This window comes from Mesorhizobium sp. M1A.F.Ca.IN.022.06.1.1, from assembly GCF_003952605.1.
Taxonomy (GTDB): domain Bacteria; phylum Pseudomonadota; class Alphaproteobacteria; order Rhizobiales; family Rhizobiaceae; genus Mesorhizobium.
This window is the reverse complement of sequence record NZ_CP034455.1, coordinates 397902-423978: the sequence shown is the minus strand read 5'-3', so window position 1 is coordinate 423978 and position 26077 is coordinate 397902. Positions and strand designations below refer to the sequence as shown.

Genomic DNA, 26077 nt, shown 5'->3' with positions numbered 1-26077 from the left:
ATGCAGTTTGACAGGGGGCGGTTCTGCCGCTGGGTATTTTGAGTCTCGACAACAAATCTAAAATCGTCAGGGAAGCGCTTGGCGCCTGCCGCCGCTATTTCCTGTTTGCGGCGGTGTTCAGCCTGGCGATCAACCTGCTCTACCTCGCGTCGCCGCTCTACATGCTGCAGATCTACGACCGGGTGGTCACCAGCGGCAGCGAGACGACGCTGGTGATGCTGACGCTGGTGCTGCTTGCGGCGTTCCTGGCGCTCGCCGGTCTGGACCTCGTGCGCGCCGCGATCCTGACGCGCGCCAGCGCGCGGCTCGACCGGCTGCTTTCGGCCAGGATCCTGGCGGCTTCCGTCGAGACCCCGTCGCAGGGTGCCTCGCCAAGCCAGCCGATCCGCGATTTCGACACCTTCCGGCAGGTGATCACCGGCAGCGGTATCCATGCCCTGTTCGACCTGCCCTGGTCGCCGATCTATATCGGCATCATCTTCCTCCTGCATCCCTGGCTCGGCTTCTTCGCGTTGGGCTCCTCGCTGCTTCTGATCGCCATGGCGGTGCTCAACGAATATATCGTGCGGGCGCCGCTGAAGCAGGCCAACGACCTTGCCACGGCCAACTACAATTTCACCGAAATGAGCCTCAGGAACGCGGAAGTCATCCGCGCCATGGGCATGATCGACGGCCTCGTCCGGCGCTGGGGGCGCGATCGCGGCCTGGCGCTCGGCCAGCAGGGGCGGGCGAGCGACCGGGCAGCGGTCATGTCCGGGCTGATCCGCTTCCTGCGCCTCACCATGCAGTCGCTTATCCTCGGCCTCGGCGCCTATCTGGTGATCGAGCGGCAGATCACCGGCGGCTCGATGTTTGCGGCCAGCCTGCTGCTGGGCAGGGGGCTGCAGCCGGTCGAGCAGATCGTCGGCCTCTGGCGCAGCCTGATCCTGGCGCGGGCCGCCCTTGGCAGGGTCGAGAGGCTGCTGGACGGCGGCGCGCAGGGCGGACGCTCGTTCAACCTGCCGAAGCCCTCCGGCAAGGTCGCCGTCGAGCAGTTGAGCTTCGCCATTCCCAGCCTACAGAAGGTGCTGCTGCGCGATGTGTCGTTCCGGCTCGAAGCAGGCGAGGCGCTCGGCATCGTCGGCCCTTCCGGCGCCGGCAAGTCGACGCTGGCGCGTCACCTAGCCGGCATCATGCAGCCGAGCCGCGGCACGGTCAGGCTCGATGGCGCCGACATGACGCAGTGGGGAAGGGAGGCGCTCGGCGACCATATCGGCTACCTGCCGCAGGACATCGAGCTGTTTTCAGATACGGTGGCCGCCAATATCGGCCGCTTCAAGACCGATGTCGACCGCGAGGTGATCGAGGCGGCACGGCTCGCCGGCGTGCATGAGATGATTATCCGGCTGCCGCAAGGCTACGAGACGCAGATCGGCGAGGGCGGGGCGGTGCTGTCCGGCGGCTACCGGCAGCGCATCGCGCTTGCCCGCGCCGTCTTCGGCCTGCCGAACCTCATCGTGCTCGACGAGCCGAGCTCCAATCTCGATGCCGACGGCGATCGCGCCCTGGCCGAATGCGCGCTGGAGCTGAAGCGTCGCGGCAGCACGGTGATAATCGTCTCGCACCGGCCCTCGACTTTGGCCAATGTCGACAAGATCCTGCTCTTGCGGGATGGCGCGGTCGAAGCCTTCGGCATGAGAAACGAGATCGTGGCGCTGCTCAACCAGCGCGCGGCACCGATCACGGTGGCGGCCCAATGACCGATATCGCCGCTACCTATCGCAACCTCGCCGGCACCGAAGATGCGGGCGCCAATGCGGACTCGATCCGGGCACCGGTGTGGATCGGCCTGCTCATCATCGCCGCCTTCTTCGGCGTGTTCGGCGGCTGGGCCGCGGTCGCGCCGCTCAATGGCGCGGTGCTTGCCGATGCGGTGGTGAAGGTCGAAGGCAACCGCAAGAGCGTCCAGCATTTCGATGGCGGCACGGTGAAGGAAATCCGGGTCAAGGATGGCGACATCGTCAAGGCCGGCGATGTGCTGGTGCTGCTCGACGATACCCGCGCCCGGTCGGAATTCAACCTCTATTCCCAGCAATATGCGCTGCTGCGCGCCACCGATGCCCGCATCCGCGCCGAGCTGGACGGCCATGAGGCGGTTGCCTTCCCGAACGACATCACCGCCGAGCACCAGGCCTATCTGCAGGACGCCATGGCCAACCAGATTGCCGACCTCGAGAGCCAGCGCGCCTCGATGGCCGGCGCCAGGCAGATCCTGCAGAAGCGCATCGCCGAGCTCGACGAGCAGATCGATGGCAAGCAGGCGCGCGTCGAATCCTTCCGCGCGCAGCTCAAGTCGACGATCGACGAAAAGGCAAGCCTCAACAAGCTGCTGAAGGCGGGACTGACGACGAAGCCGCGTATCCTGGAGCTCGACCGCTCGGCCTCCGAACTGCAGGGCCTGATCGACCAGGCGCTCGGCGAGATCGCCGGAAATCGCCAGAGCAAGGCCGAACTCGAAAGCCAGATCGCGCAGCTCACCAACGAGCGTCGCGCAAAACTTTCGGCCATGCTGATCGACACCCAGTCGAACCTTGCCGATCTGGTGCCGAAGATGTTTGCCGCACAGGCCACGGTGGACCGCGCCGAAGTGCGCGCGCCCTATGACGGCCAGGTGATGGACTTGACCGTCTTTTCGACCGGCGCGATCGTCGCGCCCGGCCAGACCATTTTGGATATCGTGCCGACCAGGAATTCGCTGATCGTTCAAGCGCAGGTCAAGGTCGAGGACATATCCAGCCTGCGCGCCGATATGACTGCCGAGGTCCGCTTCACCTCGTACAAGCAGCGCACGACGCCGGTCATCCACGGCCGCGTCACCCGCGTCTCGGCGGACCGCGTTACCGATGCCAAGACCGGCTTTCCCTATTACGTTGCCGACGTGGCGGTGAATCAGCAGGAACTCGCCGCCGCGCCGCAGATCCAGCTCTATCCCGGCATGCCGGCGCAGGTCATGATCGTCACCGAGGAACGCACCGCGCTGGACTACATTCTGGGGCCGCTGACCACGTCGCTCCATACGGCCTTCCGGCAGAAGTAGCGCGCGGACTGAAATCCTCGGGCCAGCTCTTCGGCTCTGTGCGTCGGTACTCCAGCGCCACTACGCCGTTGCTGAACGGCACAGCAAAGACCAGCTTCAGTGCAAGCGGCTTGTAGACGGAAACAGCGGCTTGCCGCGGCCAGCAGCCGCAGGCCGTCGCCGAGGCCCGAATCTGCATGTCGTTGTGGCAGTTTGCCCGCTGATGTGGCCCACCTAGCAGCCGGCGGCAAGCTCATCGGCCTACTGCCCGAAGCGGTCGCCAGTGTAGCAACAAAACGTCGGCAACCTCGATGTGGAGCGCAGCTTGAGCATTGCCCGACAATGCTCGGCCACGGGCGATGCAGGCCAGACACGATCAGGCCACTTTGACGGTCGATCGCTGCCCTTCGCCAAGCGCTCACCACCCCGCAAACTAGGCCGGTCCCGCCCGCTCTTTAGACCTCGGATAGGTTTTGCCGGTATTTGTCGGAAAAAACAGAGCCGGAAAAGTCATGACCGAGATCTGGCACTCACTGCTGGCCAATCTTGCCCTGGTCTCCATCCTTATCGTCGCCTGGGACCTTGTGGCGGATTTCACCGGGCGTCTCTCGCGGCGGGCACAGTCGCTGCTTTTGGGCGTGGTCATGTGCGCGGGCGCGATCATTTCCATGGCGACGGCCTTGTCCGTCTCCGGCTTCATCGTCGACCTGCGCGCCGCGTTTATCGGAGCGGCCGCGTTCTTCGGCGGATGGCCGGCGATGTTCATCGCCGCTGCCGGCTCCATCGCCTATCGTCTTCATCTGGGCGGTCAGGGCGCCGAAGTCGGCGTCATGAGCATCCTGATCACCGCCGTCGTCGGTCTGGCCTGGCACCACATCGTCGCGGTCCGCTCGCGCACCATGTTCGACATACTCGGCCTCGGCCTGTCGGTCGCGCTGGCCGGGCTCATCACGCTTCTGGTCATTCCCTCGCAGGTCGTGACCGGCTTCGTGCAGCAGAGCACGTTGCCGTCGCTCCTGTTCCGCTTCCTGAGCACCTTCATCATTGCCGTGCTGCTCGACCGGCAGCAGCGGCGACGCGATCTCGCCATGTCCAACATGATATTCCGTGCCATGGTTCGCGAGCTGCCGGATAGTCTCAACGTGAAGGATGCGGAGGGGCGCTTCATCGCGGCCAATCCAGCCACCGCCGAACTGGTGCGCGCCGCCTCGGTCGAGGACCTTATCGGCAAGACGGATTTCGATTTCTATCCCAAGGACGTGGCCGAGCGCTTCAGGCAGGATGAATTGGGCGCGCTGGAGGCCGGGCAGACGTTGCGCATCGATCAGCCCGCGCTCCTGCCTGACGGCAGGCAGGGCTGGCTTTACACGCTGAAGGCGCCGTTCCGCGACGAGGCCGGCAAGATCGTCGGCGTCATCACCTACAATCGCGACATCACCGAGCAGAAGCGAAATGCCCAGCTCAAGAACGACTTCATTTCCACGGTCAGCCACGAACTGCGAACGCCGCTGACATCCATCCGCGGCTCGCTTGGCCTGATCGCAGCCGGCGTCGCGGGCGAGCTGCCGCCCAAGGCCGCCAACCTCGTCAACATCGCCCACAACAACAGCGAAAGGCTGGTTCTTCTCATCAACGACATTCTCGACATGGAGAAGATCGAGTCGGGCGTCATCACCTTCAAGATCAAGCAGATGCCCGTGCGTGCGGTGCTGGAGCAGGCCATCGCCGCCAGTTCCAATTACATGGCCGAGAGCGGGATACGCATCGTCCTGGTCGACGATGCCCCGCGCGCCGAAGCCAATATCGACCCCGATCGCCTGCACCAGGTGATGGCGAACCTGCTGTCGAATGCGATCAAGTTCTCCGATCCCGGCGGCACTGTCATGGTGAAGCTCCAGCGTCGCGAGCGCGACATGCTGCGCATCTCCGTTATCGATGAAGGCGCCGGCATCCCGGAAGCGTTCCGCAACCGCATATTCGGCAAGTTCGAGCAGGCCGATGCCTCCAGCACCCGCAAGAAGGGGGGCACCGGACTGGGCCTGAGCATCGTCAAGACCATCGTCGAAAAGCTCGGCGGCGCCGTGTCCTTCGAAAGCGAGGAAGGCAGGGGAACCTCGTTACACGTCGATCTTGCCGAAGCGCAGAGACAGGCCGAGAAGCCGGTTTTGGTCGAGCGCCGGTCGCGAAAGCGTGATGGCCGCCTGCGCGTCCTCATCTGCGAGGACGAGCCCGACATCGCTGCGGTGATCGCCGCGCTTCTCGACGCCGACGGCTTCTCCAGCGATGTCGCCCCCGATATCGGTACCGCAAAAGCGCTCCTGAACTCCCGCGACTATGTGGCGCTGACCCTCGACATCAAGCTGGCCGGTGAATCCGGCATCAAGCTCTTCCACGACATCAGGGTCTCGCCGGTGAATTCCGAGATTTCGGTCATCGTCATCTCCGCCATCGCCGACGAAGCCAGGCGCTCGCTGAACGGAACCGCCATCGGCATCGTCGACTGGCTGGAGAAGCCGGTGGATTCGGGGCGCCTTCACGCCGCTCTCGCCAAGATCCTCGCCAGCAAGGTCGAGCGGAGGCCGAGGATCCTCCACGTCGAGGACGACGAGGGCGTCCTTGCCGTGATGTCAGCGGGGCTCGGTCCGGGCGTCTTGATCGCTTCCGCCAAAACGCTGCAGGAGGCGCGGAAGGCGGTCGCAAAGCATCGCTTCGACCTGGTCATCCTGGACATACTGCTTCCCGACGGATCGGGACTGGATCTGCTCATCGATCTGCCGCTGGAAACCCAAGTCATCGTGTTCTCGGCGGCCGAGTTGGATCAGAACCTCGGTGACCGGGTGCAGGCGATGATGACCAAGACCAAGGCGTCGGAGATCGATGTCGCCAGGCTGGTCAGGAGCATGTTGGTCTCATCGCTCGATAGCGCCAGACCCGCCTCCAGTGCCAAGGAGTGATGATTATGCCGGCAAGGATCCTCTATGTGGACGACGAGGACGACATCCGCGAAATCGCCCAGATGTCGCTGGAACTCGAGCCGGAATTCGAGGTGCGGTCCAGCGCCTCGGGCATCGCAGCGCTGACCGATGCCGCCGATTGGCGCCCTGACCTCATCCTGCTCGACGTGATGATGCCGGACATGGACGGGCCGGAAACACTGAGGCGCCTGGCCGATTCGCCGCTGACCGCCGCGATTCCGGTGGCGTTCATCACGGCGCGCACCCAGACGCATGAGGTGGAGCGTTATCTCGCCATGGGAGCCGTGGGAGTGATCGCCAAGCCGTTCGACCCGCTGGCGCTTGCGGGCGAGGTGAGAAGGCTGCTTTCGGGGCGTTCCGGCCCGGTTTAGCCGGCGAGAAAGTCGCGCAAAAGATGCCTGTCGGCAAGGTCGGTTTTGCGTTTGCCGCTCCTATACCATGGCCCAATATTCATCTAGTGATTGTGTCGAAATGCGGCCGCCGCGAATCGGCTTTATCTAAGATCGCGCGGCGTCATCACTCCGGGGGGCGACGGAACCGGAGCAGGACTGGTGGTGGATGGAGCGAAGGCAAGAGTTCTGATCTGCGATGATGATCCCTTGTTGCTTGAGCTGATCGAATTCAGGCTAAGGGCGAAGGGATACGAGGTCATCAAAGCGGTGGACGGCGCCGAGGCGCTGGCGAAGGCGGAGCAGGACGGCCCCGACATCATCGTGCTCGACGCGATGATGCCCAAGGCCGACGGCATCGAGGTGCTGGCGCGCATCAAGGGCGACCCGGTGCTGTCGAAGACTCCGGTGGTGATGCTGACCGCCCGCAAGGCCGAGAAGGACATCGTTTCGGCGCTTGAGAAGGGCGCCGACGATTATCTGGTGAAGCCGTTCATTCCCGAGGAGCTACTGGCCCGGCTGGCGCGTCTCATCGCCCGCAAGGGCGGGAAGCGCTGATGCGGCGCGGCCGGCGCTCAGCCTTTGCCGCATGCCTGATCCTGGCGATCGCCGCCGCTCCCGGCGCGGCGCTGGCGCAGACTGTCGACGAGCTCTACGCATCCGGCGTCAAGGCCAGGCAGGCGCAGCATTTCGACGAGGCCGCCGATCTTTTCCGGCGCGCGCTGGCGTTGAAAGCTGACAATGCCGACGCTCTTGTGCAGCTTGGCTTCGCCGAGCTCGGCCGCAACGATCTGCCGGCGGCGCGCGACGCCTTTTCCAGGGCGCTTTCCCTTGCCCCGGCCTATCGCGATGCGAGCTTCGGCATGGCCCAGGTCGAATTCCGCTCCGGCAATCTGGATGCGGCGCTGCCGCTCGCCGAGAAGGTCGCTGAGGCAGAGCCCGGCAATGCCGACGCGGCAGCGCTTCTAGAGAACATCCGCAAGGCCAAGCAGGCCAGCCAGGCGAAGCCGGTTCCGGCTGCCGCGGCGCCGGCGAAGAAGCCGCCCCACCGGCGGCCCGATCCCGTCGCCATCCAGTTGGAGCAGGGCAGGCGGTTGCGGGCGGCGGGAAAGCCGGCCGAGGCCGAGACCGCCTATCGCCGCGCGCTCAAGCTGTCGCCCAGGAACACCGACACCCTGGTCGCGCTCGGCCTCGTTGTCGGCTCCACCCAGCGCTTCGACGAGGCCGGGCGGTTCTTCGACCGGGCGCTTGCGATCAGGCCCGGCCTTCTCGACGCTCGGTTGGGCAAGGTGCGCCTGGCGATCTGGCAGGGCGACGCGCCGCGCGCCCGCGCCCTGGTCGGTGATGTGCTGGCCTCAGCGCCGGACAATGTCGAGGCCCTCAACCTTGATGCGAGAATCGCCTTGCTCGAGGCCGACTACCAGCGGGCCGGGCAATCGTTGCAGCGCGCGCTGGCGCTCGATCCGCGCAATGCCGAGGCGCTGGTCGGGCTCGGCGACGTGCGCCGTGCCGAGGGCGACGACGAGGCCGCGCGGCAGGCTTACGGCCAGGCGCTCGCCATCGAGCCGGGTTTGGCCGATATCGAGCAAAGGCTGGCCGCGCCGCCGCCGCGCAAATGGCGGCTCGACCTCGGCAGCGAGGTGAGCGATCTCACCGACGGGCTTGGCGACTGGACCGACAGTTCGGCCGGCCTTTCCTATCGGCTATCGCCCCAAACGACGATCTCCGGCCGCACGCGGCTCGCCACCCGCTTCGGCAACACCGACGTCCAGATCGAGGGCCGCGTCGACCAGGCCTTCTCGCCGGCCTTCTCCGCCTATGCGCTGGCCGCGGCGACGCCGGATGCCGACTTTCTGGCGCGCTATTCGACCGGGGCCGGCGCTTCGTGGCAGGTCGTGGCGCCGTCGAAGGTCTTCGGCCCGCTGTCGCTCAACGTCGACGCCCGCTACGACAATTTCGCCGACGCCGACGTCACCAGCATCCAGCCCTGGCTGCAGGGCTATCTCCTCGACGGCCGTCTGGGGCTTTCCGCCCGCTGGGTGCATGCCGAGGACGATATCGGGACGCGCGCGGACGGCTATGTGCTTCGCGCCGACCTCGCGGTGACACCGCATGTCAATCTCTTCGGCGGCTATGCCGACGCCCCCGAAATCTCTGACGGCACGCTGGTGCCGACACGCACCGTCTTTGGCGGCTTCTCCGTCGACGTCAGCGATCCGCTGACGCTGCGCGCCAGCATCGCGCATGAACAACGCCCGACATTCGACCGAAGCATATTCGGGCTCGGGCTGACCGCGCGGTTCTGACCATGTGGTACGTCTGGAATCTCTCCATACTGCTCAGCGCGCTCTCCCTGGTGATCATGCTGTTTTTGATCGCGCGCCGCTTGCTGCGGGAGCGCCGGGACGCCGCCAGAGCCGGACAGCGGCGCCAGCTTCTGACGGCGCTGATCGCCTTCACCGAAGACCGCGACCGCCAGACGCTGAAAACGGCCATTCTTTCGGTGCCGCCGGGCGTGGCCATCGAGGCCGGCTTCGAGTTCGTTTCGCTGCTGCGCGGCGAGGAGCGTGACGACGTGCTTGTCGCCTTCAACGAATGCGGCCTGCCGGCCCTCGTCGGCAGCCAGCTGGAACGGGGAAATGTGGCCGAACGCATCCACGCGGCCGAGATGCTGGCGGCGCTGGGGTCGCAGAATGCGACGGCTAGCCTGCTTTCGGCGCTGGACCAGGACCGCTCGCGCGAAGTCAGGATCGCCGCCGCCATCGCGCTTTGCGATCTCGGCAGCCTGCCCCTGCTCGGCGTCGCGCTGGACAAGATAGGCGTGGCGGGACAGCGCTCGCGGCGCCTGATCGAACTGTTCAGGCGCTTTCCGCGCACGCGCTTCAACGAGCTTGCGATCCATGCATCGCGCGTCGACGCCGTGCCCTTCATCAGGGCGGCCGCGATCGACGCGCTCGCCCGCGCCGGCGGCTTCGGCTTTGCCGCCTTCTTCGCCGGCTTGGCCGGCGATGCCTCGCCCGAGGTTGTCGCCGCGGCGCTGCGCGCGCTGGGCCTCACCGGACACGCCGATGCGCCGGCGATCCTGACGAGCGCGATGGCAAACGACGACTGGGACGTGCGCGCCGCCGCCGCCGAGTCCGCGGGACGCCTCGGCCTTCCCGAACTTGCCCCGCCGCTGTCCAGGCTGCTGGACGACGAGGTCTGGAACGTGCGCTATGCCGCCGCCAAAGCGCTGCGCTCCTTCGGCCAGCCGGGCGAGCGGCTGCTGCGCCAGATTGCCGACAGCGAGGTCTCGCGCAGCCAGCGCACCGCCTCGCTCATTCTTGCCGAGGGGCCGGCCGCATGATTGCCGACTGGAGCGACGAGATCGTCCTTGCCGCCACCATCCTGTCCTGGTTCATCATCGCGGCGGGGCTGGCGCAGACGACGATCTGTCTGCTGCAGCTCGTCCTCGCCGGCTATGCGCTGTCCAAGCGCCCGCCGGTGGCGCGCTCGGCGCTGCTCTGGCAGCGCTACGGCGAGGTCGCGCCGCCGATCGCGCTTCTGGTGCCGGCCTATAACGAGGAAGTGAATGTGGTGGAGAGCGTCCATTCCATGCTGGCGCTCGAATATCCGAATTTCGAGGTCATCGTCGTCAATGACGGCTCGAAGGACCAGACCTTGCAGCGCCTGATCGAGGGCTTCAAGCTGGTGAAGTTCCATCGTCCCTACGAGGACGCGCTGGCGCACAAGCCGATCCGCGGGCTCTATTCCTCGCCGATGACCGAGCGGCTGTTCGTGGTCGACAAGGAGAATGGCGGCAAGGCGGACGCGCAGAATGCCGGCATCAATGTCTGCCGCGCGCCGCTCTTCTGTGTGATCGACGGCGATTCCATCCTCGAGCCCGACGCGCTGATGCGCGCCGCCCAGCCCTTCATCGACGATCCCGAGCGCACCATCGCCGTCGGAGGCACGATCCGCATCGCCAACGGCTCGAAGATCGAGGCCGGCAGGGTGCGCGAGGTCCATTTGCCGAGCCGCCTGCTGCCGCTCTTCCAGGTGGTCGAATATCTGCGCGCCTTCCTGATGGCCAGGCTTGCCTGGAGCAGCGTCAACACGCTGATGCTGGTTTCCGGCGCCTTCGGCATGTTCCGCCGTGCCGAAGTGGTGGCGGTGGGCGGCTTCACCAAGGGCTCGATGGGCGAGGACCTCGACCTTGTGATCAAGCTGCACCGCCACATGCGCGACAAGAAGCGCAAATACCGCGTTCAGTTCATTCCCGAGCCGGTGTGCTGGACCGAGGCGCCGGAAACGCTGAGCGTTCTGGCGAGGCAGCGCACGCGCTGGCAGCGCGGAGCGCTCGAATGCTTCTTCCGCTACCGCGCCATGTTCTTGAACCCGCGCTATGGCCGCGTCGGCTTCCTCGGCTTCGGCCACATCTTCATCGTCGATGTGATGGGGCCGGTGGCGGAGGTGCTGGGCTATATCCTGATCCCGGCCTTCTGGCTGCTCGGCATCCTGTCGGCCGAATATCTCCTGGCCTTCACTTCGCTGATCTTCACCTATGGCGTCTGCGTCAGCGTCTGCTCGCTCATCCTGGAAGAGGCCGAGCTGCAGCGCTTTCCGCGCGCCAGGGATCTCGCCGTTCTGACGGCGGCCGCCGTGGTCGAGAATTTCGGCTACCGCCAGCTCAACAATTTCTGGCGCGTGAAAGGCTGGTGGCAATTCTTGCGCGGCAACCAGGGCTGGGGCGAGATGACCAGGACCGGCCTCGGCGCCGCCAAGAAGTGAGCCCGGCGGGTGCCGTCAGGCCAGCGTCCGCTCGATCTCCCCGATTAAGGCATCGAGCGCCGCGCGGACATCGCCGCCTTCCGCCTGCTCGATGAGCAGCGTTTCCAGCTCTGACGCCCGCACGCTGATCTCCGCAAAGCCGAAAGTGCCGGCCGCGCCGGCGAGCGAATGCGCGAGCTTGGTCAGGTCGGAGCCGGGCAGCGCCTCGCGCGCCGCCTGCAGCTCAGCGAGCTGAGAGGCGCAGCGGGTGAGGAAACGTTGGCGCAGGGGGCCAAGGGATCGGTTGAGATGGAGATTCTCCCGAGAATGAGGAGATATTGAAGCAGAAAGCGGGGCGAAGCGGAATGGCGAGTGGGGCTACCTGTCGCTCATCTGTCGCCTTGCTTGGCTGCGTCGCCGGCCCCGCCAGTTACGCTGCGTTTAGCGCCGCCGTATAAGGAATGGGAATCCGGAGGGCAGCACGCTGATGTTGGACAATTACGAGGTGGACCGATTTGGCGTGATCCACCAGATCGACTTCACGCCGATCAAATACGACAAGCAATATATTTCCTATTACGAGGACCTGAGCGACCGGACCATCAAGCTCGGATATCAGCGGCTTGGCTGGGTGCTGGGATTGACCGGCGCGATCCCCCGCTCGGTGCTGGAGATTGGGTACGGCACCGGCACCTTCATCGAAGCCGCGAAGATAACCGGGGTCGCCGATTGCGCCGGCTACGACATCGCCGAGTTCCCGCTGCCCGCGGGGGTCCGCTTTGTCGGTTGGGAGGAAGCGCTGGCCAGTTCCTGGGATCTGGTCGCCATGTTCGACGTGCTCGAACACATCCCGGATCTGGGTTTCCTCGGCCGCCTGCAGACCCGGCACCTGGCCGTCGCCGTCCCGTACTGCCGCTGGCGCGAGCTCGGCGCCGACGGCGACGCCTGGTTCCGAACCTGGCGTATGCGTCTCCCCAACGAGCATTTGCACCACTTCGACCGTGACTCGCTGGTGGCGTTGCTCGCCCACAGCGGCTTCGAATGCGTGACGCTGAACTGCTTCGAGGACGGCATCAGGCTGCGGCCCGGCGAAGCCGGCCCGAACATTCTGTCCGGCTTCTTCAGCAAGCGATAGGGCAATTTCGCCCGCGCGCGAGGGCAGAGCCGGGCGAGGGGACCGCGCTCATGCGCGATGGCCTTCAGCTCCGCCAGCAGCCCAAGACCGTCGGGGCCAAAGCAACAAAGGAGCAGTCTGGGCGTTCTGATCAGCCGCTTGCGGAGCAGCCGAAGACATGACGATGCCGCAAATCCTGTCGTTCGCCGTCACCTTCGTGATGATGGCAGCGTTCGTATGGGGCCGCTATCGCTATGATCTCGTCGCTGCCGCGGCGCTGTTGCTCGCCCTCGCCGTCGGGATTGTGCCGTTCGACAAAGCCTTCAGCGGGTTTAGCGACGATATCGTGATCATTGTCGGCAGTGCTCTGCTGGTGAGCGCAGGCATAGCGCGATCGGGCATCATGGAACTCGCCATCGCGCGCTTTGCTCCGAAATTGTCGGGAGTTCGCTCGCAACTGGCGCTGCTGGTGATCGTGGTGACGTGCCTGTCTGCCTTCGTCAAGAATATAGGCGCGCTGGCGATCATGATCCCGATCGCCTTTCAGTTCGCGCGCCGGTCCGGCACCTCGCCATCGATATTTCTGATGCCCATGGCATTCGGGTCATTGCTCGGCGGTCTCATGACGCAGGTGGGCACGTCCCCGAACATTGTTGTCTCCCGGGTGCGAGAGCAGCTGACCGGAACGGCGTTCACAATGTTCGACTTCGCGCCTGTTGGAGCGGCCGCCGCCGCCGCCGGAATGATCTTTCTGCTGTCTTTCTATTGGCTGTTGCCGGTGCGCGAAAAGCTCGGCGGGGCGCTGAATGAAGCCCTCGACATCAAGGACTACCTTACAGAGGCGCGAGTTGTCGGCGATTCCACCGTGCTCGGGAAAACCGTCGCCGACGTCATCAAGCTTGCCGGAGGCGATGCCGTCGTGACGTCGATCCTGCGCAATCGCACGATGCGGATGACGCCGCTGCCCGATGCCGTCCTTAAGGTGAACGACATCCTGTTGCTCGAAGGCGACCCGGCAGCGCTGGATCGCCTTGTCTCGCAAGGCAAGCTCAGCGTCACGGGCGATCGGGTGAATGAAGAGGTCACCACCAGCGAGATGGTCGCTATCGAGGCCGTCATTGGCGAAAGCTCGCCCTTGATCGGCTGGACGGCTCAGCGACTTGCCCTCTACGATCGCTTCAACGTCAACCTCCTGGCTGTCAGCCGTCGCGGTCAGCGCCTCGACCGCAGGCTCGCCAAGGTCGAGCTAAGGCTCGGCGACGTCGTCGTGCTGCAGGGCAATGCAACCACAATGCCCGAGACACTGCGCGGACTAGGCTGCCTGCCGCTGGCGGAAAGGCCCATCCTTCTTGGCAGCGTTCGCAAGGGTATCGTGCCCGTGGCAATCCTCGCCCTTGCCATGCTCACCACTGCCGTTGGTCTGCTCCCGGTTCCCGTCGCTTTCTTTGCGGCCGCGGTCGGGATAGTGCTTTTCAAGGTCATCCCGCTCCGCGACGTCTACCAATCGCTGGATGGCCCAATCCTCGTGATGCTCGCCATTCTCATCCCGGTGAGCGATTCGCTGCGCACTACGGGAGCAACCGCATTGGTCGCCGCGGAGCTTGCCAGGTTCGGGACCATTCTTCCGGCGCCCGGCGCACTGACGCTGATCCTCGTTGCCGCCATGGCCGTGACGCCATTCCTCAACAATGCCGCCACCGTGCTTGTCATGGCGCCCGTCGCGTCGGAATTCGCCGCCGATCTGGGCTACAGGCCGGAAGCCTTTCTGATGGCTGTCGCCATCGGCGCCGGCTGCGACTTCCTCACGCCGATCGGGCACCAATGCAACACCCTTGTCATGGGCCCGGGAGGCTATCGTTTCAGCGACTATCCGCGTCTGGGGCTGCCGCTGTCGTTCCTTGTCGTCATTGTTGCCGTGCCGATGCTGGCGATCGTCTGGCCAATGAACTGACAGGCCATGGACGGATACGAACGACTTGGCTGTACAAAAGCCAAAAAGTTCACCGCAAATTGCTCTTTGGAAACAGCACGCGATCGGGTTCTGCATTCATTCGCGCCAGCATTTCCTTGATCAAGCGTGTTTTGGTGCGGCCCGCTTCCTTCGGCGGCACGAGGTAGCGCACGATGGCTTCGAGCCAGGTATTTTCGCTGACGCGAAAATGAACCACCGGATGCTCCTTCACTTGCAGCTCGTCCACCGGCGTTTTCGACAGGATGTCCTTATAGACCTTCACCTTCTGGCTCATGATGTCGCCGATCTGCTCGTCCACGACCTCTCGCATGGTTTTCGCCACGAATTCCAGGTCGCTGTCGTAGGCGAGCTGGAACTTGATCTCGTTCCAGACATAGGGAAACAGCGGCCAGGAATAGTTGAAGACCGGCGTGTCGAACACGGTGGAGTTGGGGAACTTGATGACGCGTCCGCTCGGATGATCGGTCCAAAGATGTTCGCCGCCGAATTCCCACAACGTCGTGTCGAGATAGCTGACGTCGATGACATCGCCATGGGCATCGCCGATGCGAATCCGGTCGCCGACGCGATAAGGCGCCCTGGCCAGTATATAGATCCAGGCGATGAAACTGGAGATCGGCATCTGCAGCGCAAAGCCGAGCGTCAGCGAAATCAGGCCGAGCGAAACGACGGCGGCGTACCAGTTCACGAACAGAACCGAGATGGCCACGAAGACGACGGCGACCACGACGACCAACCGGAAAATTCGCTTCAGGTTGAAACGCGAAACGCGATTGGGAATTCGGCCGATGAGAAAGACTTCGACGATGTTCGCTATCGTCAGCATGACGAAAATGAGAAGGCCGCCCCAGACATAATTCAGCACGCGAGCGCGCAAAGGCGCCTCAAACCATTCCGAGCGCCAATTGATGAGAAGCTGGACGGCAAAGAGCAGCAAGGCAGCGGCAGCGAAGCCAGCCGTCCACCAGAGGTCTTCCTTGCGGAAGCTGAAGCGGAACTTTTCCGCGGGCTTTTTCGCCTGCTGCTGGATCGTTTTCGGATCGGCAGTCCGCTGCGCGGCCCGTTCCAGCCGGGAAAGGTTCTCCTGTTCCTTGTCGCGCCGTTCCATGGATTCGCCATCCGATGTCGCATCAACATCGAGCAGCGGCTAATCGTTCCGCGACGGCGGTATTGAGAGGAGGCGCTTGCCGGCGCGTGGGATCTGGTCGCTATGTGGACGTGCTCGAACCGGATCGGGTTCCCCGACCGCTGCCGACCCGTCACCTGGCGCCGCCGTCCCTTATTGCCGCTGGCGCGGGCTCGGCGCCGGCGGCGACGCGTGGGCGGCCCGGCGGAGCGACATTCTGTTTAGGAAGCGATAGGCGAGTCTATGTTCGCCTGAGGCCGGGCGAGGGGCGGATTATCTGCGATGATCTTCATTCCGCGAATTGGATCCGACGCGCCAAATGTAAGCTGTTCCTGTAGATTTTTCTCGCAACCAATTTGATCTATCTTGACACCGGTTGCGATACCAATGTCATATTGGTCCTAAGAATCCCGAGATTGGTTTCAAATAGTTGCTAGAGGCAGCGAGCCGATGAACGTGACTGACAGCAAGGGATATCGAACCGTTTCGAGGAGGAGCGCCATAGACGGCGCCGTCACCGACGAAAGTGGGAGCGATGGTCACAGTCGCCTAACACTTAACGAACTCGCGCAGACGATGGACAGCCGGGGCCAGCCCCATGTTGAGAAGGTGCGATCTGAATGGAACCGAAGACGCCGTGACACGGCCCCGGTTCTAAAGGTCCATGAACTCAGTAAGAATTTCGGCGCGGTCAGGATCCTTAACGACGTCACTTTCCAGATGGCGGAAGGGGAGGTCATATCCCTTATCGGCGCGTCTGGCTCGGGAAAGAGCACGTTGTTGCGCTGCATAAATTTTCTGGAGACGCCGACCTCAGGGAGGATCGAGGTGATGGGCGACGCAATCTCCATCACCACCAATCGACCGGGCAAGAGCGAAATCACCAACCGCGCGAAGATCCGGCTCTTTCGCCAGCGGACTGGCATGGTGTTCCAGAACTTCAATCTCTGGCCGCACCGGACCGTGATCGGCAACGTGACAGAGGCGCTCGTCTACGTGCTCGGGAAAGGAAGGCGGGAGGCCGAGGATATGGCGCTTTCGGCGCTTTCCAAGGTGGGGATGGCCGAATTCCGCGACCGCTATCCCAGTCAGCTTTCAGGCGGTCAACAACAGCGCGTGGCGATCGCACGGGTGCTGGCGATGCGACCAAAGATCATGCTTTTTGACGAGCCCACATCCGCGCTCGATCCGGAACTCGTGGGCGAGGTGCTGAAGGTGATCCGCACGCTGGCCGAAGAGGGGGCGACCATCCTTCTCGTCACCCATGAAATGCGGTTTGCGCGCGACGTGTCGAGCCGGATGATATTCCTGCGCAAAGGTATCCTTGAGCAGGACGATGCGCCGGAAGAGTTGTTTCGCAACCCTGCCTCGGAGGCGGTGAAACGGTTTCTCTCCAGCGTCATGCCAGCCGCCGCGTGATCGCGGTTTTCTTCAGCAGAACAAGAAAAGGGGTAACACTCATGCTTTCAGTTCAAACGTTTCGTTCGATTTTCGTATCCGGTTTCATGCTCGCCGCCGCAGCCGGTGCCGCGCGCGCCGAGGAAGGCGTCCTACGCGTCGGCACGGAAGGGGACGCGCCGCTGTTCAGCATGGCCGACGCCAACGGAAACGTCACCGGCTTCGACGCCGACGTTGCCAACGGTATCTGCGCCGAACTCAAGATGAAGTGCAAATTCGTGGTGCAGGCTTTCAGTTCGCTGGTTCCCTCCATGGATAGCGACCGCTTCGACGTGATCATTTCCGGCCTTGGCATCACTGCCGAGCGCCAGAAGAAGATCGACTACTCCATCCCGTACGCCACCACCCCGCTCTATTTCGTAGTCCCCAAAGATTCCGCTCTTGCCGGGCTCAAGAGTCTCGAGGAGATCGAAAAGGCGCTCGCGGGAAAGAGTGTCGGCGTCGTGACAGGCACGACCTATGCCAAATTCATCGGCAAGCGGGCGACCAGCGCCGATCTCAAGACTTATGATGCCACCACTCAGCAGACCGCTGATCTTGCGGCTGGCCGCCTGGATGCCGCTTTCGGCGACTCCCCGACCTGGATGGATTTCCTCGCTACACCGGACGGCGCCAACTTCACGAAGATCGATGTGAAGATTACGGCGATGAGCGATCCTGAAACCCTCGGCCACGGCATGGGTGTCGGTATGCGCAAGGGGAATGCCCAACTCAAGGCTAAGGTAGATGCCGCGCTCTGCAACATGATCGATGGAGGTAAGATCAAGGAGTCTTCCCTCAAGTGGTTCAAGGACGACTACACCATTCCGTGCAAGAAGTGATCCTCTCGCAACAACTGGCCGTCGCAGCCCGCGGCGGCCCGACGGGTGTCATCCATGTTTGAAACTATCTGGTTGCTGGTTGTGGAGCAGGGCTGGGGACTCGCTTTGCTGCGCGGCGCCTTCGTGACGATTTGCATCGGGCTGGTCGGCATGATGATCGGGTTGATCGCAGCCGTCCCGTTTGCCATAGCGCGCTGGCAGCGGGTCCGGGTGCTGTCCCAGATGATCGATGTCTACAGCATCGTCGTCCGCGGCGTGCCGGGTCTTCTTGTGATCTATCTCCTGTTCTTTGGCTCTGTCGACTGGGTGCAGAAGATAGCCGTTGCCTTCGGCTACCGAGACATGGCTGAAAGTGCCTACCCGTCCATTATCGGCATCCTCGCCATCGCGACCATTTCCTGCGCCTATTCGATCGAGGTGATGCGAGGCGCTTTGGAAGCCGTTCCCAACGGTCTTCTTGAAGCCGCGAAATCTTTGGCGTTGCCTCGATCGGTCGCCTTTTTCAGAATCACGTTGCCGCTCGCGTTGAGACTTGCTCTCGGCGGGATCAACAATGTCTGGCAGATGACGATCAAGGATACTTCACTCGTTTCCATCGTCGGCATGCAGGAACTCATGCGTATGGCGGCTATCGCGGCGGGCATCACGCGCTCGCCACTTCTCTTTTACTGCATCGCTGCCTCGCTGTTCTTCGCCATGACAGCAGTCAGCCAGACCCTGTTCGGCCTGGCTGAGCGCCATATCAATCGCGGCTTCAGCGGAGGTTAGAATGGATTTCACCATTATTGCCTATGCGATTCCGTTCCTTCTCACCGGCGCAAAGACAACGCTTCTGATCTCGGTGTTCGGCGTGGGCTTAGGACTGCCATTCGGCATCCTGGTGGCGCTCGCGCGCACTTCGCGCAATCGCTTGGTTTGCACGGCGGCCGACGCCTATTGCGCCGTCTTTCGCGGCACGCCCATGCTGGTGCAGATATTCGTGATCTACTACGGATTAGGGCAGGTCGGGTTCTTTCGCTCCAACCCGGTGATTTGGTGGCTGATCGGCGACGGCCTGCACGCAGCCATTCTCGCGGTCCTGTTGAACACCGGTGCCTACACAGCCGAAATCTTTCGAACCGCGTTTTTATCCCTGCCGCGCGGGCTGATCGAGGCGGCGGAAGCCTGCGGCATGTCGCCTTGGATTATCTTGCGCCGGATCAAGTTCCCGCTGGCTTTGCGACAAGCGCTGCCATCCTACAGCAGTGAGGTTGCCATCATCGTCAAAGAATCCAGCCTCGCTTCGACCATCGCTGTGCTCGAAATCACCGGTTGGGCCAAACGCCTGATGAGCGAAACCTTCGCCATTATGGACATCTTCATCATCACCTCCGTCTTCTACCTCACCCTCAATGTCGTCGGACTGACTGCCTTGAAGCTTTTGGAGCGGCAACTTTGGTTCGAACGGCGTTCAACGCGCAGAAAGGCCACATCCCTATGTCCAAGTTGACGTTCATCGACCAGAATGTTCTTCCGCGCCCACGCGAAGGGCAGCCTCTGCCCGACCGCCTTGTGGAGGGCGATCCACGTTTTCTGAGCTGGGATATCGCCCAGACCGCAGACGGCGCCGTGAAGGCAGGGGTCTGGGAGGTCACGCCTGGCGCCTATCGTTCGATTAAGGGCGAGACTTTCGAGTTCTGCTACATCCTTTCGGGTGTCTCCGAACTCACTGAGGATGGCTGCCCGCCGCGCCGCATCGCGGCTGGCGACGCCTTCGTCATGCATCCGGGATTCACCGGCGTATGGCGTGCCATCGAAACCACGCGCAAACTCTGGGTCTTACGTGATTGACCGGTTTGCGCTTGCCCGCCGGTCCGACCAAAAGCTGGTATGTTCCCATGACCGCCGATCCCGCTGGCCCCTTCAAATCCACGCCCTATTGGTGGGAGGATTGCACCTTCTCTCCCCTCCCAGTCCGCCGGGTCGCCTCCAGATGCGACGTGGCGATCGTTGGGGGAGGCTATGCAGGACTTTCGGCGGCCATCGAGCTTGCTCGTGCCGGTCGCAGTGTTCAGCTTTTCGATCGCCAGTCGCTGGGGCAGGCGGCTTCCAGTCGTAATGGCGGCATGGCGAGCGGGAGCATTCGACCCGGGCGCAAGGAATTGATCAGAAGATTCGGCGAGGCCCGCGCCACCGAGATCCTGATGGAGGGAAAGGCCGCACGGGAAGACCTGTGGGCCTTTCTGAACGAGGAGAAGGTGGAGTGTGACTTCCATCTCTCCGGCCTGTTCGTCGGCGCGATCAACGCTGATGAATGCGACGAACTCAGCCGCTCCGCCGATCTACTGCGGCGCTTTCTGGGCATCGAGGCTCATCCCGTTGGCCGGTTGGACGTGCCGACCTATATCGGGACGGATTTCTACACGGGTGGATTCGTGCGGATGGATACCGGTGGCCTGCATCCGGCCAAGCTGCTTGCGGGTATTATACGGGTGGCAATGGCAACCGGAGCGGTAATCCATGAGAACACAGCCGTTACGGGAACCATCGCCGAGGCCGGCGGGGTCCGTGTGAGGACGTCGCGCGGTGACGTTCTCGCCAGGAAGGTGCTGATCTGCACGGATGCCTATACCGACGGCTTCGATCCTTGGCTGCGACGCCGTATTGTGCCGGTGCGCAGCCGCATCATCGCTACCGAGCCATTGGCAGAAGGCGTGATGGACCAGTTGATGCCGAAGCGCATGATGTATGGCGATATGCGCCAGCTCAGCTATTACTATCGCCCTTCGGCGGACGGATCGCGCATCCTCTTCGGCGGCAGGGACGGCACCACGGCGGGTGACGCGCTGGCGCCGACCACCCATTTGCGCAGCGAACTTGGCCGAATTTTCCCCGAACTGAGGGGCGTCGGCCTGACGCATAGTTGGTTTGGCCAGGTCGCCATGCATCGCGACATGGTGCCTCGGATTTTCACCTCGGGCGATACGGTTTACGCCACCGGCTTCTGCGGCTCCGGAGTGGTCTGGGCCCGCTGGCTGGGCAAGAAGGCCGCCTTCAAGATCCTCGGCGAAACCGAAAAGGCACAGTCCGCCTTCGATTTCGACCCCGCTCCGAAGGCCGTGCCGTTTTACCGCGGCAAGCCATGGTTCATCCCGCTTGTCTATTCCCTTTACGAATGGCGGGATAAACGTGCGATGCGCCGTCGCCAGCCCGAAGCAAAGAGGCGATAACGTTGCTCTTCCTTGGGGACGGGCCCGCCGGGTACAGGAACTCATCTTGTCTGGATGGCGCGCACCGCGTCCGTCGTGAAAACAGTGTCAAATGCCCCGCCTTGAATAGAACGACAGGCGATTAGCGTTCGAACGCGCCATTCCGCTCGGTTCGGCAATCTCAAATCTTTGGCGATGAGGCCTACTCACCCCATTGTCTCCGATCCGAGTATGTTGGCTCTCGCGGTCAAGATATGGCTATGCATTCTTTGTTCGGCCTGCCCACCATCGCGGTCAGTGATCGCCTGTAAGATCGCGCGATGATGAGCCGTATACTCCTGCATACGCTCTTTCGTCAGTGACAGCTCTTTCATGCGCCCCCAAAGACGCCCCGCCCGAAGCGAGTGAATACCTTCGTAGAGCGAGGCCAGCAATCCATTGCGGGCCGCCACCACTACCAGTTGATGGAACGCGGCGTCCCAACGCTCGAACTCCGCCAGCGTCGCGGCGGTACTGCCATGCTGGATGACCTTGTGCATCTCTTCAGTTTCATAGGGGGTCGCCCGCAACGCCGCGAGCGCCGCCACCTTCGGCTCGATGATTAATCGTGCTTCGAAGACCTCAGCGGGATAGGTCCACAGTTCCTTCCGGGAGGCGTCGTGTGCGCGATACGGAGCGCTGGCAGTTGCCCCTCGCTCGGCGACGAAAGTGCCACGCCCGACATGGCGAAGCAGGCGCCCCTCTTGCTCCATCTCAGCCAGCATGCGCCGGAGGGCCGTGCGGGGTAAACCTAGCTTGAGCGCCAGATCGCGCTCGGGTGGCAGCCGGTCGCCTGGCTGCAATCCAGCCGCCTCGATGAAATCCCTCAAAACGACGGTCATGCGGCCACTCCACTAAGAAACGGGCGGATTTCTCTGCAACCAATTTGATCTATATTGACACCGGTTGCAATACCAATTTCATATTGGTTCCAGCAATCGACAGACTGGTTGCGCATGTTTTCTAAAGCCGCGAGAGGATGGGTGTGAGTCAGACAGCAAGGGATATCGAATCGTTTTGCGCGGATGCTGCGGCTATCATTGCAAGCGCTCCTGTGGATCTGCTGGTGGGCGGCAAATGGACAAGTGCAACCGGCGGCAATCGGTTTGATGTCGCCGATCCATCCAACGGGCTCACGATCGCGTCTGTCGCAGACGGCGCAGTCGCCGACGCAATCCGGGCGATCGATGCTGCGGAGGCTTCTGCGACTATGTGGAGGCAAACCCCCTCACGCCGGCGATCGGACATGCTGATGCGCTGCCATCGGCTCATGCTCGATCGTGCCGAATGGCTGGCGCAACTGATATCTCTGGAGAACGGCAAGGCCCTCCCAGACGCTCGCGCAGAGGTAACCTATGCCGCGGAGTTTTTCCGATGGTACGCCGAGGAGGGGGTGCGTACTCTCGGCGACATCGGCCACGCGCCGGGCGGTGCAAACCGAATCCTGGTTCAATACCAGCCGATTGGCATCGCCGTTCTCGTCACGCCCTGGAATTTCCCTGCGGCCATGGCGACCCGCAAAATCGCCCCAGCGCTCGCGGCGGGTTGCACGTGCGTACTGAAGCCGGCGGCTGAGACTCCACTGACCGCGTTGGCGATCGGTGCGATCCTCATGGAAGCCGGTTTGCCCGAAGGTGCCGTCAACATCGTGACGACCACGGCCGCGGGGCCTGTGGTGAGCGCGATGCTGCACGACAGTCGGGTGCGCAAACTGTCATTCACGGGTTCGACCGCCGTTGGGCGCATCCTGTTGCGTGAGGCCGCCAACCGGGTCATCAGCTGTTCCATGGAACTCGGCGGCAACGCTCCTTTCATCGTGTTCGATGATGCGGATCTGGACGATGCCGTGGCAGGCGCCATGGTCGCCAAGATGCGCAACGGCGGAGAAGCCTGCACTGCGGCGAATCGCTTCTATGTGCAGCGCGGCATTTACGACGCTTTTGTCCGCCGGCTTACCCAGGAAATGTCGTCGCTTTCAGTGGGGCCGGGTCTTCAAGCGACGACCCAGCTCGGGCCCCTTATTACCGCGACGGCCGTGGAGAAGGTTGATCGCTTGCTGAAGGATGCCGTTGCCCGTGGGGCGCGTATCGAAACGGGCGGCAAACCGCGGCCTGGCGAGGGCTTCTTCTATCCTCCGACAGTCCTAGCTGACGTTTCCCCCGATTCCGACATCGCGAAGGAAGAGATCTTTGGGCCGGTCGCAGCGGTCACGCCCTTCGATACGGAAGACGAGGCTGTCCGGCTGGCGAACGACACGGAGTATGGCCTCATATCCTACGTCTACAGTAGTGATCTCAGACGCGCCCTGAGGGTCGCCGAACGCATCGAAAGTGGAATGGTCGGCGTCAATCGTGGCCTAGTTTCGGACCCGGCAGCGCCGTTCGGGGGGATGAAGCAAAGCGGGCTCGGCCGCGAGGGAGGGCATCACGGCCTGCTTGAATATCTCCAACCAAAATACATCGCGACCAACTGGTAAAACCGCAAAATCGCTTCTCCGCCGAGTTGCGCCACATATCGGTCGTGCAGGTTTACGCTAGCTACTTCTGGGAAACCGACAAGTCTGCTTGCGGGCCCTTCCGGTTCTTTGAGACTGGAACTTATGATATCCCACGCACGTCAACGATTGGGCGAGCAGCCGCGTCGAGTCCTTTCCCCTTGCCAACGCCGCCACCTTCGCCTAATCTCCCTTTGAGAAAACCTTTTCCCAAATCGCCCCGCGTCCGCTGACCTCACCCGTCATCTTCGCGCAGGACGATAAGGGAAAACCTTTTCCCAACTTAGGGATGCGCCTCGAACTATGTCTTCCGACGCCGAGCCAGCGCCAGTTTCCGCCAAGCCGCCGGTCACGCTGCGCGAGGTGGCGGCTGCGGCCGGCGTCAGCGTGGCGACGGCGTCGAAGGCGCTGAACGGGCAGGGGCGGATGACCGCCGAGACGCGCGAGCGCATTCGTGAGGTGGCGCAGCGTCTCGGCTTCCGGCCGAACCACCTGGCGCAGAGCCTGCTGCGCAAGCGCTCCTTCACCGTCGGCCTGCTTACCAACGATACCTATGGCCGCTTCTCGCTGCCGCTGATGGCCGGCGTTTCGGATGCGCTGGTCGACAATGGCGTTTCGGTGTTCCTGTGCAATGTCGAGGACGACACGCGGCTCGGCCAACTGCATGTCGAGGCCATGCTCGACAAGCGCGTCGACGGCATCATCGCCACGGGAAAGCGCATCGACCGCCATCTGCCGATCGATCTCTCCAATTTGCGCATTCCGGTCGTCTATGCCTTCACTCAGCCGTATGCCGGCGCGGTCGGCCTGGTCTCCGACGATGCCGGCGGCGCGCGGCTGGCGGTCGAGCATTTTTTGCGGCTCGGGCGCCGCCGCATCGCCCATGTCACCGGACCGGCGGGCTTCGCCGTGGTGCACGCGCGGGCCGAGGCTTACCGGGAAGTGCTCGAGGCGCATGGCCTGCCGGTCGGCGAGCCGCTGCTCGGCGCCTGGTCGGAAGCCTGGGGGCACGATGCGGTGGCGAAACTGTTCGGCAACGGCCGGGGCAGGAGAGGCTGGCCCGATGCCGTCTTCTGCGGCAACGACCAGATCGCGCGCGGCGTCATCGACGCGCTGCGCGAGCGCGGCATCCGCGTGCCCGACGATGTCGGCGTCATCGGCTTCGACAATTGGGAGATCGTGGCCGAGGCGACGCGCCCGCCGCTGACCTCGGTCGACATGAACCTTTCAGCGCTCGGCCGCGAGGCCGGGCTCGCTCTGCTTTCGCTCGTGGGCGGCCAGCCGGCCGCGCCGGGCATCAGGAAACTGCCGTGCCGGCTGGTGGTGCGTCAGTCATGCGGCCGTCCGCCGGGCGGCTGAGGCATCGAACGAAACGGCCGTCGCGCAACGGCCAAACTGGGAGGAGAACCATGAGGAGGAATACCGTGAAAACCATGTTTGCCAAGCTGGCCCTGGCCGCGGCCGTGATCGGCGGCGGCCTGCAGGCGGCGTCCGCCGAGACCGCCAACATCTGGGTGCGCGCCGACGGCTCGAATTTCATGCCGCGCATCGTCGACGCCTTCAACAAAGCGCATAAGGACCAGATCAAGCTCGACATCATCCCGAACGCCGAGATCATCCCGAAATATGGCGCGGCCGCAGCCGGTGGCACCGCGCCCGATGCGCTGTCGCTCGACCTGATCTACACGCCATCCTTCGCCGCCGCCGGCCAGCTCGAGGACATCACCGACTGGGCGAAATCCTTGCCCTATTTTTCGAGCCTCTCGCCGGCGCATGTGAAGACCGGCACCTATAAGGGCCGCATCTACGGCCTGCCGTTCTCGGCCGATTCTTCGGTGCTGATCTGGAACAAGAAGCTGTTCAAGCAGGCCGGGCTCGACCCGGAAAAGGGGCCGAAGACCTGGGCCGAGATCGAGGCCGACGCCGAAAAGGTCAATGCGCTCGGCGGCGACATCAAGGGCTTCTACTTCTCCGGCAATTGCGGCGGCTGCAACATCTTCACCTTCACGCCGCTGGTCTGGGCGTCGGGCGGCGACATCCTCTCCGAGGACGGCTCCAAGGCGACGCTCGATAGCCCGCAGCTGCGCGGCGCGATCGACCTCTACCGCTCGATGGTCAAGAAAGGGCTGGTGCCCGAGGGTGCGCAGACCGACACCGGCGCCAACTTCTTCGCCGCCTTTGCCGGCGGCAAGATCGGCCTCTCGCCGTCCGGCGCCTTCGCCATCGGCGCGCTCAACACGCAATACCCTGATATCGACTACGGCATCACCTTCCTGCCGGGCAAGGATGGCGGCTGGTCGTCCTTCGCCGGCGGCGACAATTTCGTCGTCACCAAGGGCACCAAGAAGATCGCCGTGGTGAAGGAGTTTCTGGACTTCGCCTACTCGCTCGAGGGCCAGACCATCCTCGCCAAATATGGTAGCCTTCCGGTGCGCGGCGACATCGCCAAGGAGGCGCTCAAGGACCTCGATCCGCGCTACCAGGTGGCGGCCGAGGCGATGGCCAAGGGCCGCACGCCCTATTCGGTGGTGTTCAACGACCTGATCAACTCCGCCAACGGGCCGTGGACGCAGATGGTCAACGAGGTCTTCTTCGGCGACGATGTCGACGGCGCCATCGCCAATGCCCAGGAGACCATGCAGTCGATCATCGACCAGGCGCCGCAGAAGTAACGCGCGGCCCTAAACCTCCCCTCGA

The 26077-nt window shown here is 63.4% G+C and carries 22 protein-coding genes; 19 read left to right on the top strand and 3 right to left on the bottom strand.

All coding sequences use genetic code 11. The features are described 5' to 3' along the window. Nucleotides 1–38: 38 nt before the first annotated feature. The 8 genes from EJ078_RS02120 to EJ078_RS02085 all read left to right on the top strand — a co-directional run bounded on the left by EJ078_RS02120 (nt 39) and on the right by EJ078_RS02085 (nt 11189). The gene (locus tag EJ078_RS02120) at nt 39–1739 is read left to right on the top strand and encodes a type I secretion system permease/ATPase (RefSeq protein ID WP_127215103.1); all 1701 of its coding nucleotides are present in this window, start codon (nt 39–41) and stop codon (nt 1737–1739) included. Next, complete coding sequence (locus tag EJ078_RS02115) at nt 1736–3076, top strand: HlyD family type I secretion periplasmic adaptor subunit (protein WP_127215104.1); 1341 nt, start codon at nt 1736–1738, stop codon at nt 3074–3076. Before EJ078_RS02120 ends, EJ078_RS02115 begins: the two co-directional genes overlap by 4 nt. A gap of 491 nt (nt 3077–3567) precedes the next feature. Beyond that, complete coding sequence (locus tag EJ078_RS02110) at nt 3568–6009, top strand: ATP-binding protein (RefSeq protein ID WP_127215105.1); 2442 nt, start codon at nt 3568–3570, stop codon at nt 6007–6009. A 5-nt stretch (nt 6010–6014) separates the two neighbouring features. After that, nucleotides 6015–6401 (top strand): response regulator, encoded by a 387-nt coding sequence (locus EJ078_RS02105; RefSeq protein ID WP_082980640.1) that lies wholly within the window; start codon nt 6015–6017, stop codon nt 6399–6401. Between the two features lie 183 nt (nt 6402–6584). Then, on the top strand, nt 6585–6977 hold the full coding sequence (locus EJ078_RS02100; RefSeq protein WP_127215110.1) for a response regulator: 393 nt from the start codon (nt 6585–6587) through the stop codon (nt 6975–6977). Next, entirely contained in the window at nt 6977–8725 is a 1749-nt protein-coding gene (locus EJ078_RS02095) for a YaiO family outer membrane beta-barrel protein (RefSeq protein ID WP_127215106.1), read from the top strand. Before EJ078_RS02100 ends, EJ078_RS02095 begins: the two co-directional genes overlap by 1 nt. Nucleotides 8726–8727: 2 nt before the next feature. After that, on the top strand, nt 8728–9765 hold the full coding sequence (locus EJ078_RS02090) for a HEAT repeat domain-containing protein (RefSeq protein ID WP_127215107.1): 1038 nt from the start codon (nt 8728–8730) through the stop codon (nt 9763–9765). Further along, a complete protein-coding gene (locus EJ078_RS02085; protein ID WP_164750416.1) occupies nt 9762–11189 on the top strand; it encodes a glycosyltransferase family 2 protein in 1428 nt (475 codons plus the stop codon). Before EJ078_RS02090 ends, EJ078_RS02085 begins: the two co-directional genes overlap by 4 nt. Before the next feature lie 15 nt (nt 11190–11204). Here the strand turns inward: EJ078_RS02085 and EJ078_RS02080 are convergent, their stop codons facing one another. Further along, a complete protein-coding gene (locus EJ078_RS02080; RefSeq protein WP_281060670.1) occupies nt 11205–11456 on the bottom strand; it encodes an Hpt domain-containing protein in 252 nt (83 codons plus the stop codon). 199 nt (nt 11457–11655) lie between these two features. Here EJ078_RS02080 and EJ078_RS02075 point away from each other — a divergent pair, with 199 nt between their 5' ends. After that, nucleotides 11656–12303, top strand: coding sequence for a class I SAM-dependent methyltransferase (locus EJ078_RS02075; RefSeq protein WP_127239982.1), 648 nt, complete (start codon nt 11656–11658; stop codon nt 12301–12303). Between the two features lie 157 nt (nt 12304–12460). Continuing rightward, on the top strand, nt 12461–14233 hold the full coding sequence (locus tag EJ078_RS02070) for an SLC13 family permease (protein WP_208721056.1): 1773 nt from the start codon (nt 12461–12463) through the stop codon (nt 14231–14233). Nucleotides 14234–14282: 49 nt separating this feature from the next. Here the strand turns inward: EJ078_RS02070 and EJ078_RS02065 are convergent, their stop codons facing one another. Further along, nucleotides 14283–15362, bottom strand: coding sequence for a mechanosensitive ion channel family protein (locus EJ078_RS02065; RefSeq protein WP_127404239.1), 1080 nt, complete (start codon nt 15360–15362; stop codon nt 14283–14285). Between the two features lie 468 nt (nt 15363–15830). Here EJ078_RS02065 and EJ078_RS02060 point away from each other — a divergent pair, with 468 nt between their 5' ends. The 6 genes from EJ078_RS02060 to EJ078_RS02035 are packed head-to-tail and all read left to right on the top strand — an operon-like array spanning nt 15831 to nt 20868. After that, nucleotides 15831–16799: an amino acid ABC transporter ATP-binding protein gene (locus EJ078_RS02060; RefSeq protein ID WP_275955131.1), complete on the top strand. Its 969-nt coding sequence runs from the start codon at nt 15831–15833 to the stop codon at nt 16797–16799. Nucleotides 16800–16840: 41 nt separating this feature from the next. After that, complete coding sequence (locus tag EJ078_RS02055) at nt 16841–17659, top strand: transporter substrate-binding domain-containing protein (RefSeq protein WP_127216511.1); 819 nt, start codon at nt 16841–16843, stop codon at nt 17657–17659. A 54-nt stretch (nt 17660–17713) separates the two neighbouring features. Beyond that, entirely contained in the window at nt 17714–18427 is a 714-nt protein-coding gene (locus EJ078_RS02050) for an ABC transporter permease subunit (protein WP_127216512.1), read from the top strand. 1 nt (nt 18428) lies between these two features. Then, nucleotides 18429–19148: an ABC transporter permease subunit gene (locus EJ078_RS02045; RefSeq protein ID WP_067329696.1), complete on the top strand. Its 720-nt coding sequence runs from the start codon at nt 18429–18431 to the stop codon at nt 19146–19148. Continuing rightward, the gene (locus tag EJ078_RS02040) at nt 19136–19489 is read left to right on the top strand and encodes a cupin domain-containing protein (protein WP_127216513.1); all 354 of its coding nucleotides are present in this window, start codon (nt 19136–19138) and stop codon (nt 19487–19489) included. Before EJ078_RS02045 ends, EJ078_RS02040 begins: the two co-directional genes overlap by 13 nt. A 47-nt stretch (nt 19490–19536) precedes the next feature. Further along, nucleotides 19537–20868 carry an FAD-binding oxidoreductase gene (locus tag EJ078_RS02035; RefSeq protein ID WP_067329705.1) on the top strand — a complete coding sequence of 444 codons (1332 nt, stop codon included), beginning with the start codon at nt 19537–19539 and terminating at the stop codon, nt 20866–20868. Nucleotides 20869–21053: 185 nt separating this feature from the next. On the opposite strand, the gene EJ078_RS02030 is transcribed toward EJ078_RS02035, so the two are convergent. Next, nucleotides 21054–21728 (bottom strand): FCD domain-containing protein, encoded by a 675-nt coding sequence (locus EJ078_RS02030; protein ID WP_095783156.1) that lies wholly within the window; start codon nt 21726–21728, stop codon nt 21054–21056. A gap of 164 nt (nt 21729–21892) precedes the next feature. Here EJ078_RS02030 and EJ078_RS02025 point away from each other — a divergent pair, with 164 nt between their 5' ends. From EJ078_RS02025 to EJ078_RS02015, 3 genes are all read left to right on the top strand, one after another. Beyond that, entirely contained in the window at nt 21893–23362 is a 1470-nt protein-coding gene (locus tag EJ078_RS02025) for an NAD-dependent succinate-semialdehyde dehydrogenase (RefSeq protein WP_245457138.1), read from the top strand. 321 nt (nt 23363–23683) lie between these two features. Beyond that, complete coding sequence (locus tag EJ078_RS02020; RefSeq protein ID WP_127216515.1) at nt 23684–24739, top strand: LacI family DNA-binding transcriptional regulator; 1056 nt, start codon at nt 23684–23686, stop codon at nt 24737–24739. A gap of 65 nt (nt 24740–24804) precedes the next feature. Continuing rightward, nucleotides 24805–26052, top strand: coding sequence for a sugar ABC transporter substrate-binding protein (locus EJ078_RS02015; protein WP_095824811.1), 1248 nt, complete (start codon nt 24805–24807; stop codon nt 26050–26052). The last annotated feature ends 25 nt before the right edge of the window (nt 26053–26077 follow it).

Bases quoted from the DNA above. Each gene is read 5' to 3' on its own strand.
- EJ078_RS02115 (WP_127215104.1), top strand. From the start codon at position 1,736: ATGACCGATATCGCCGCTACCTATCGCAACCTCGCCGGCACCGAAGAT.
- EJ078_RS02110 (WP_127215105.1), top strand. From the start codon at position 3,568: ATGACCGAGATCTGGCACTCACTGCTGGCCAATCTTGCCCTGGTCTCC.
- EJ078_RS02105 (WP_082980640.1), top strand. From the start codon at position 6,015: ATGCCGGCAAGGATCCTCTATGTGGACGACGAGGACGACATCCGCGAA.
- EJ078_RS02095 (WP_127215106.1), top strand. From the start codon at position 6,977: ATGCGGCGCGGCCGGCGCTCAGCCTTTGCCGCATGCCTGATCCTGGCG.
- EJ078_RS02090 (WP_127215107.1), top strand. From the start codon at position 8,728: ATGTGGTACGTCTGGAATCTCTCCATACTGCTCAGCGCGCTCTCCCTG.
- EJ078_RS02085 (WP_164750416.1), top strand. From the start codon at position 9,762: ATGATTGCCGACTGGAGCGACGAGATCGTCCTTGCCGCCACCATCCTG.
- EJ078_RS02075 (WP_127239982.1), top strand. From the start codon at position 11,656: ATGTTGGACAATTACGAGGTGGACCGATTTGGCGTGATCCACCAGATC.
- EJ078_RS02070 (WP_208721056.1), top strand. From the start codon at position 12,461: ATGACGATGCCGCAAATCCTGTCGTTCGCCGTCACCTTCGTGATGATG.
- EJ078_RS02065 (WP_127404239.1), bottom strand. From the start codon at position 15,362: ATGGAACGGCGCGACAAGGAACAGGAGAACCTTTCCCGGCTGGAACGG.
- EJ078_RS02060 (WP_275955131.1), top strand. From the start codon at position 15,831: ATGAACGTGACTGACAGCAAGGGATATCGAACCGTTTCGAGGAGGAGC.
- EJ078_RS02055 (WP_127216511.1), top strand. From the start codon at position 16,841: ATGCTTTCAGTTCAAACGTTTCGTTCGATTTTCGTATCCGGTTTCATG.
- EJ078_RS02050 (WP_127216512.1), top strand. From the start codon at position 17,714: ATGTTTGAAACTATCTGGTTGCTGGTTGTGGAGCAGGGCTGGGGACTC.
- EJ078_RS02045 (WP_067329696.1), top strand. From the start codon at position 18,429: ATGGATTTCACCATTATTGCCTATGCGATTCCGTTCCTTCTCACCGGC.
- EJ078_RS02040 (WP_127216513.1), top strand. From the start codon at position 19,136: ATGTCCAAGTTGACGTTCATCGACCAGAATGTTCTTCCGCGCCCACGC.
- EJ078_RS02035 (WP_067329705.1), top strand. From the start codon at position 19,537: ATGACCGCCGATCCCGCTGGCCCCTTCAAATCCACGCCCTATTGGTGG.
- EJ078_RS02030 (WP_095783156.1), bottom strand. From the start codon at position 21,728: ATGACCGTCGTTTTGAGGGATTTCATCGAGGCGGCTGGATTGCAGCCA.
- EJ078_RS02020 (WP_127216515.1), top strand. From the start codon at position 23,684: ATGTCTTCCGACGCCGAGCCAGCGCCAGTTTCCGCCAAGCCGCCGGTC.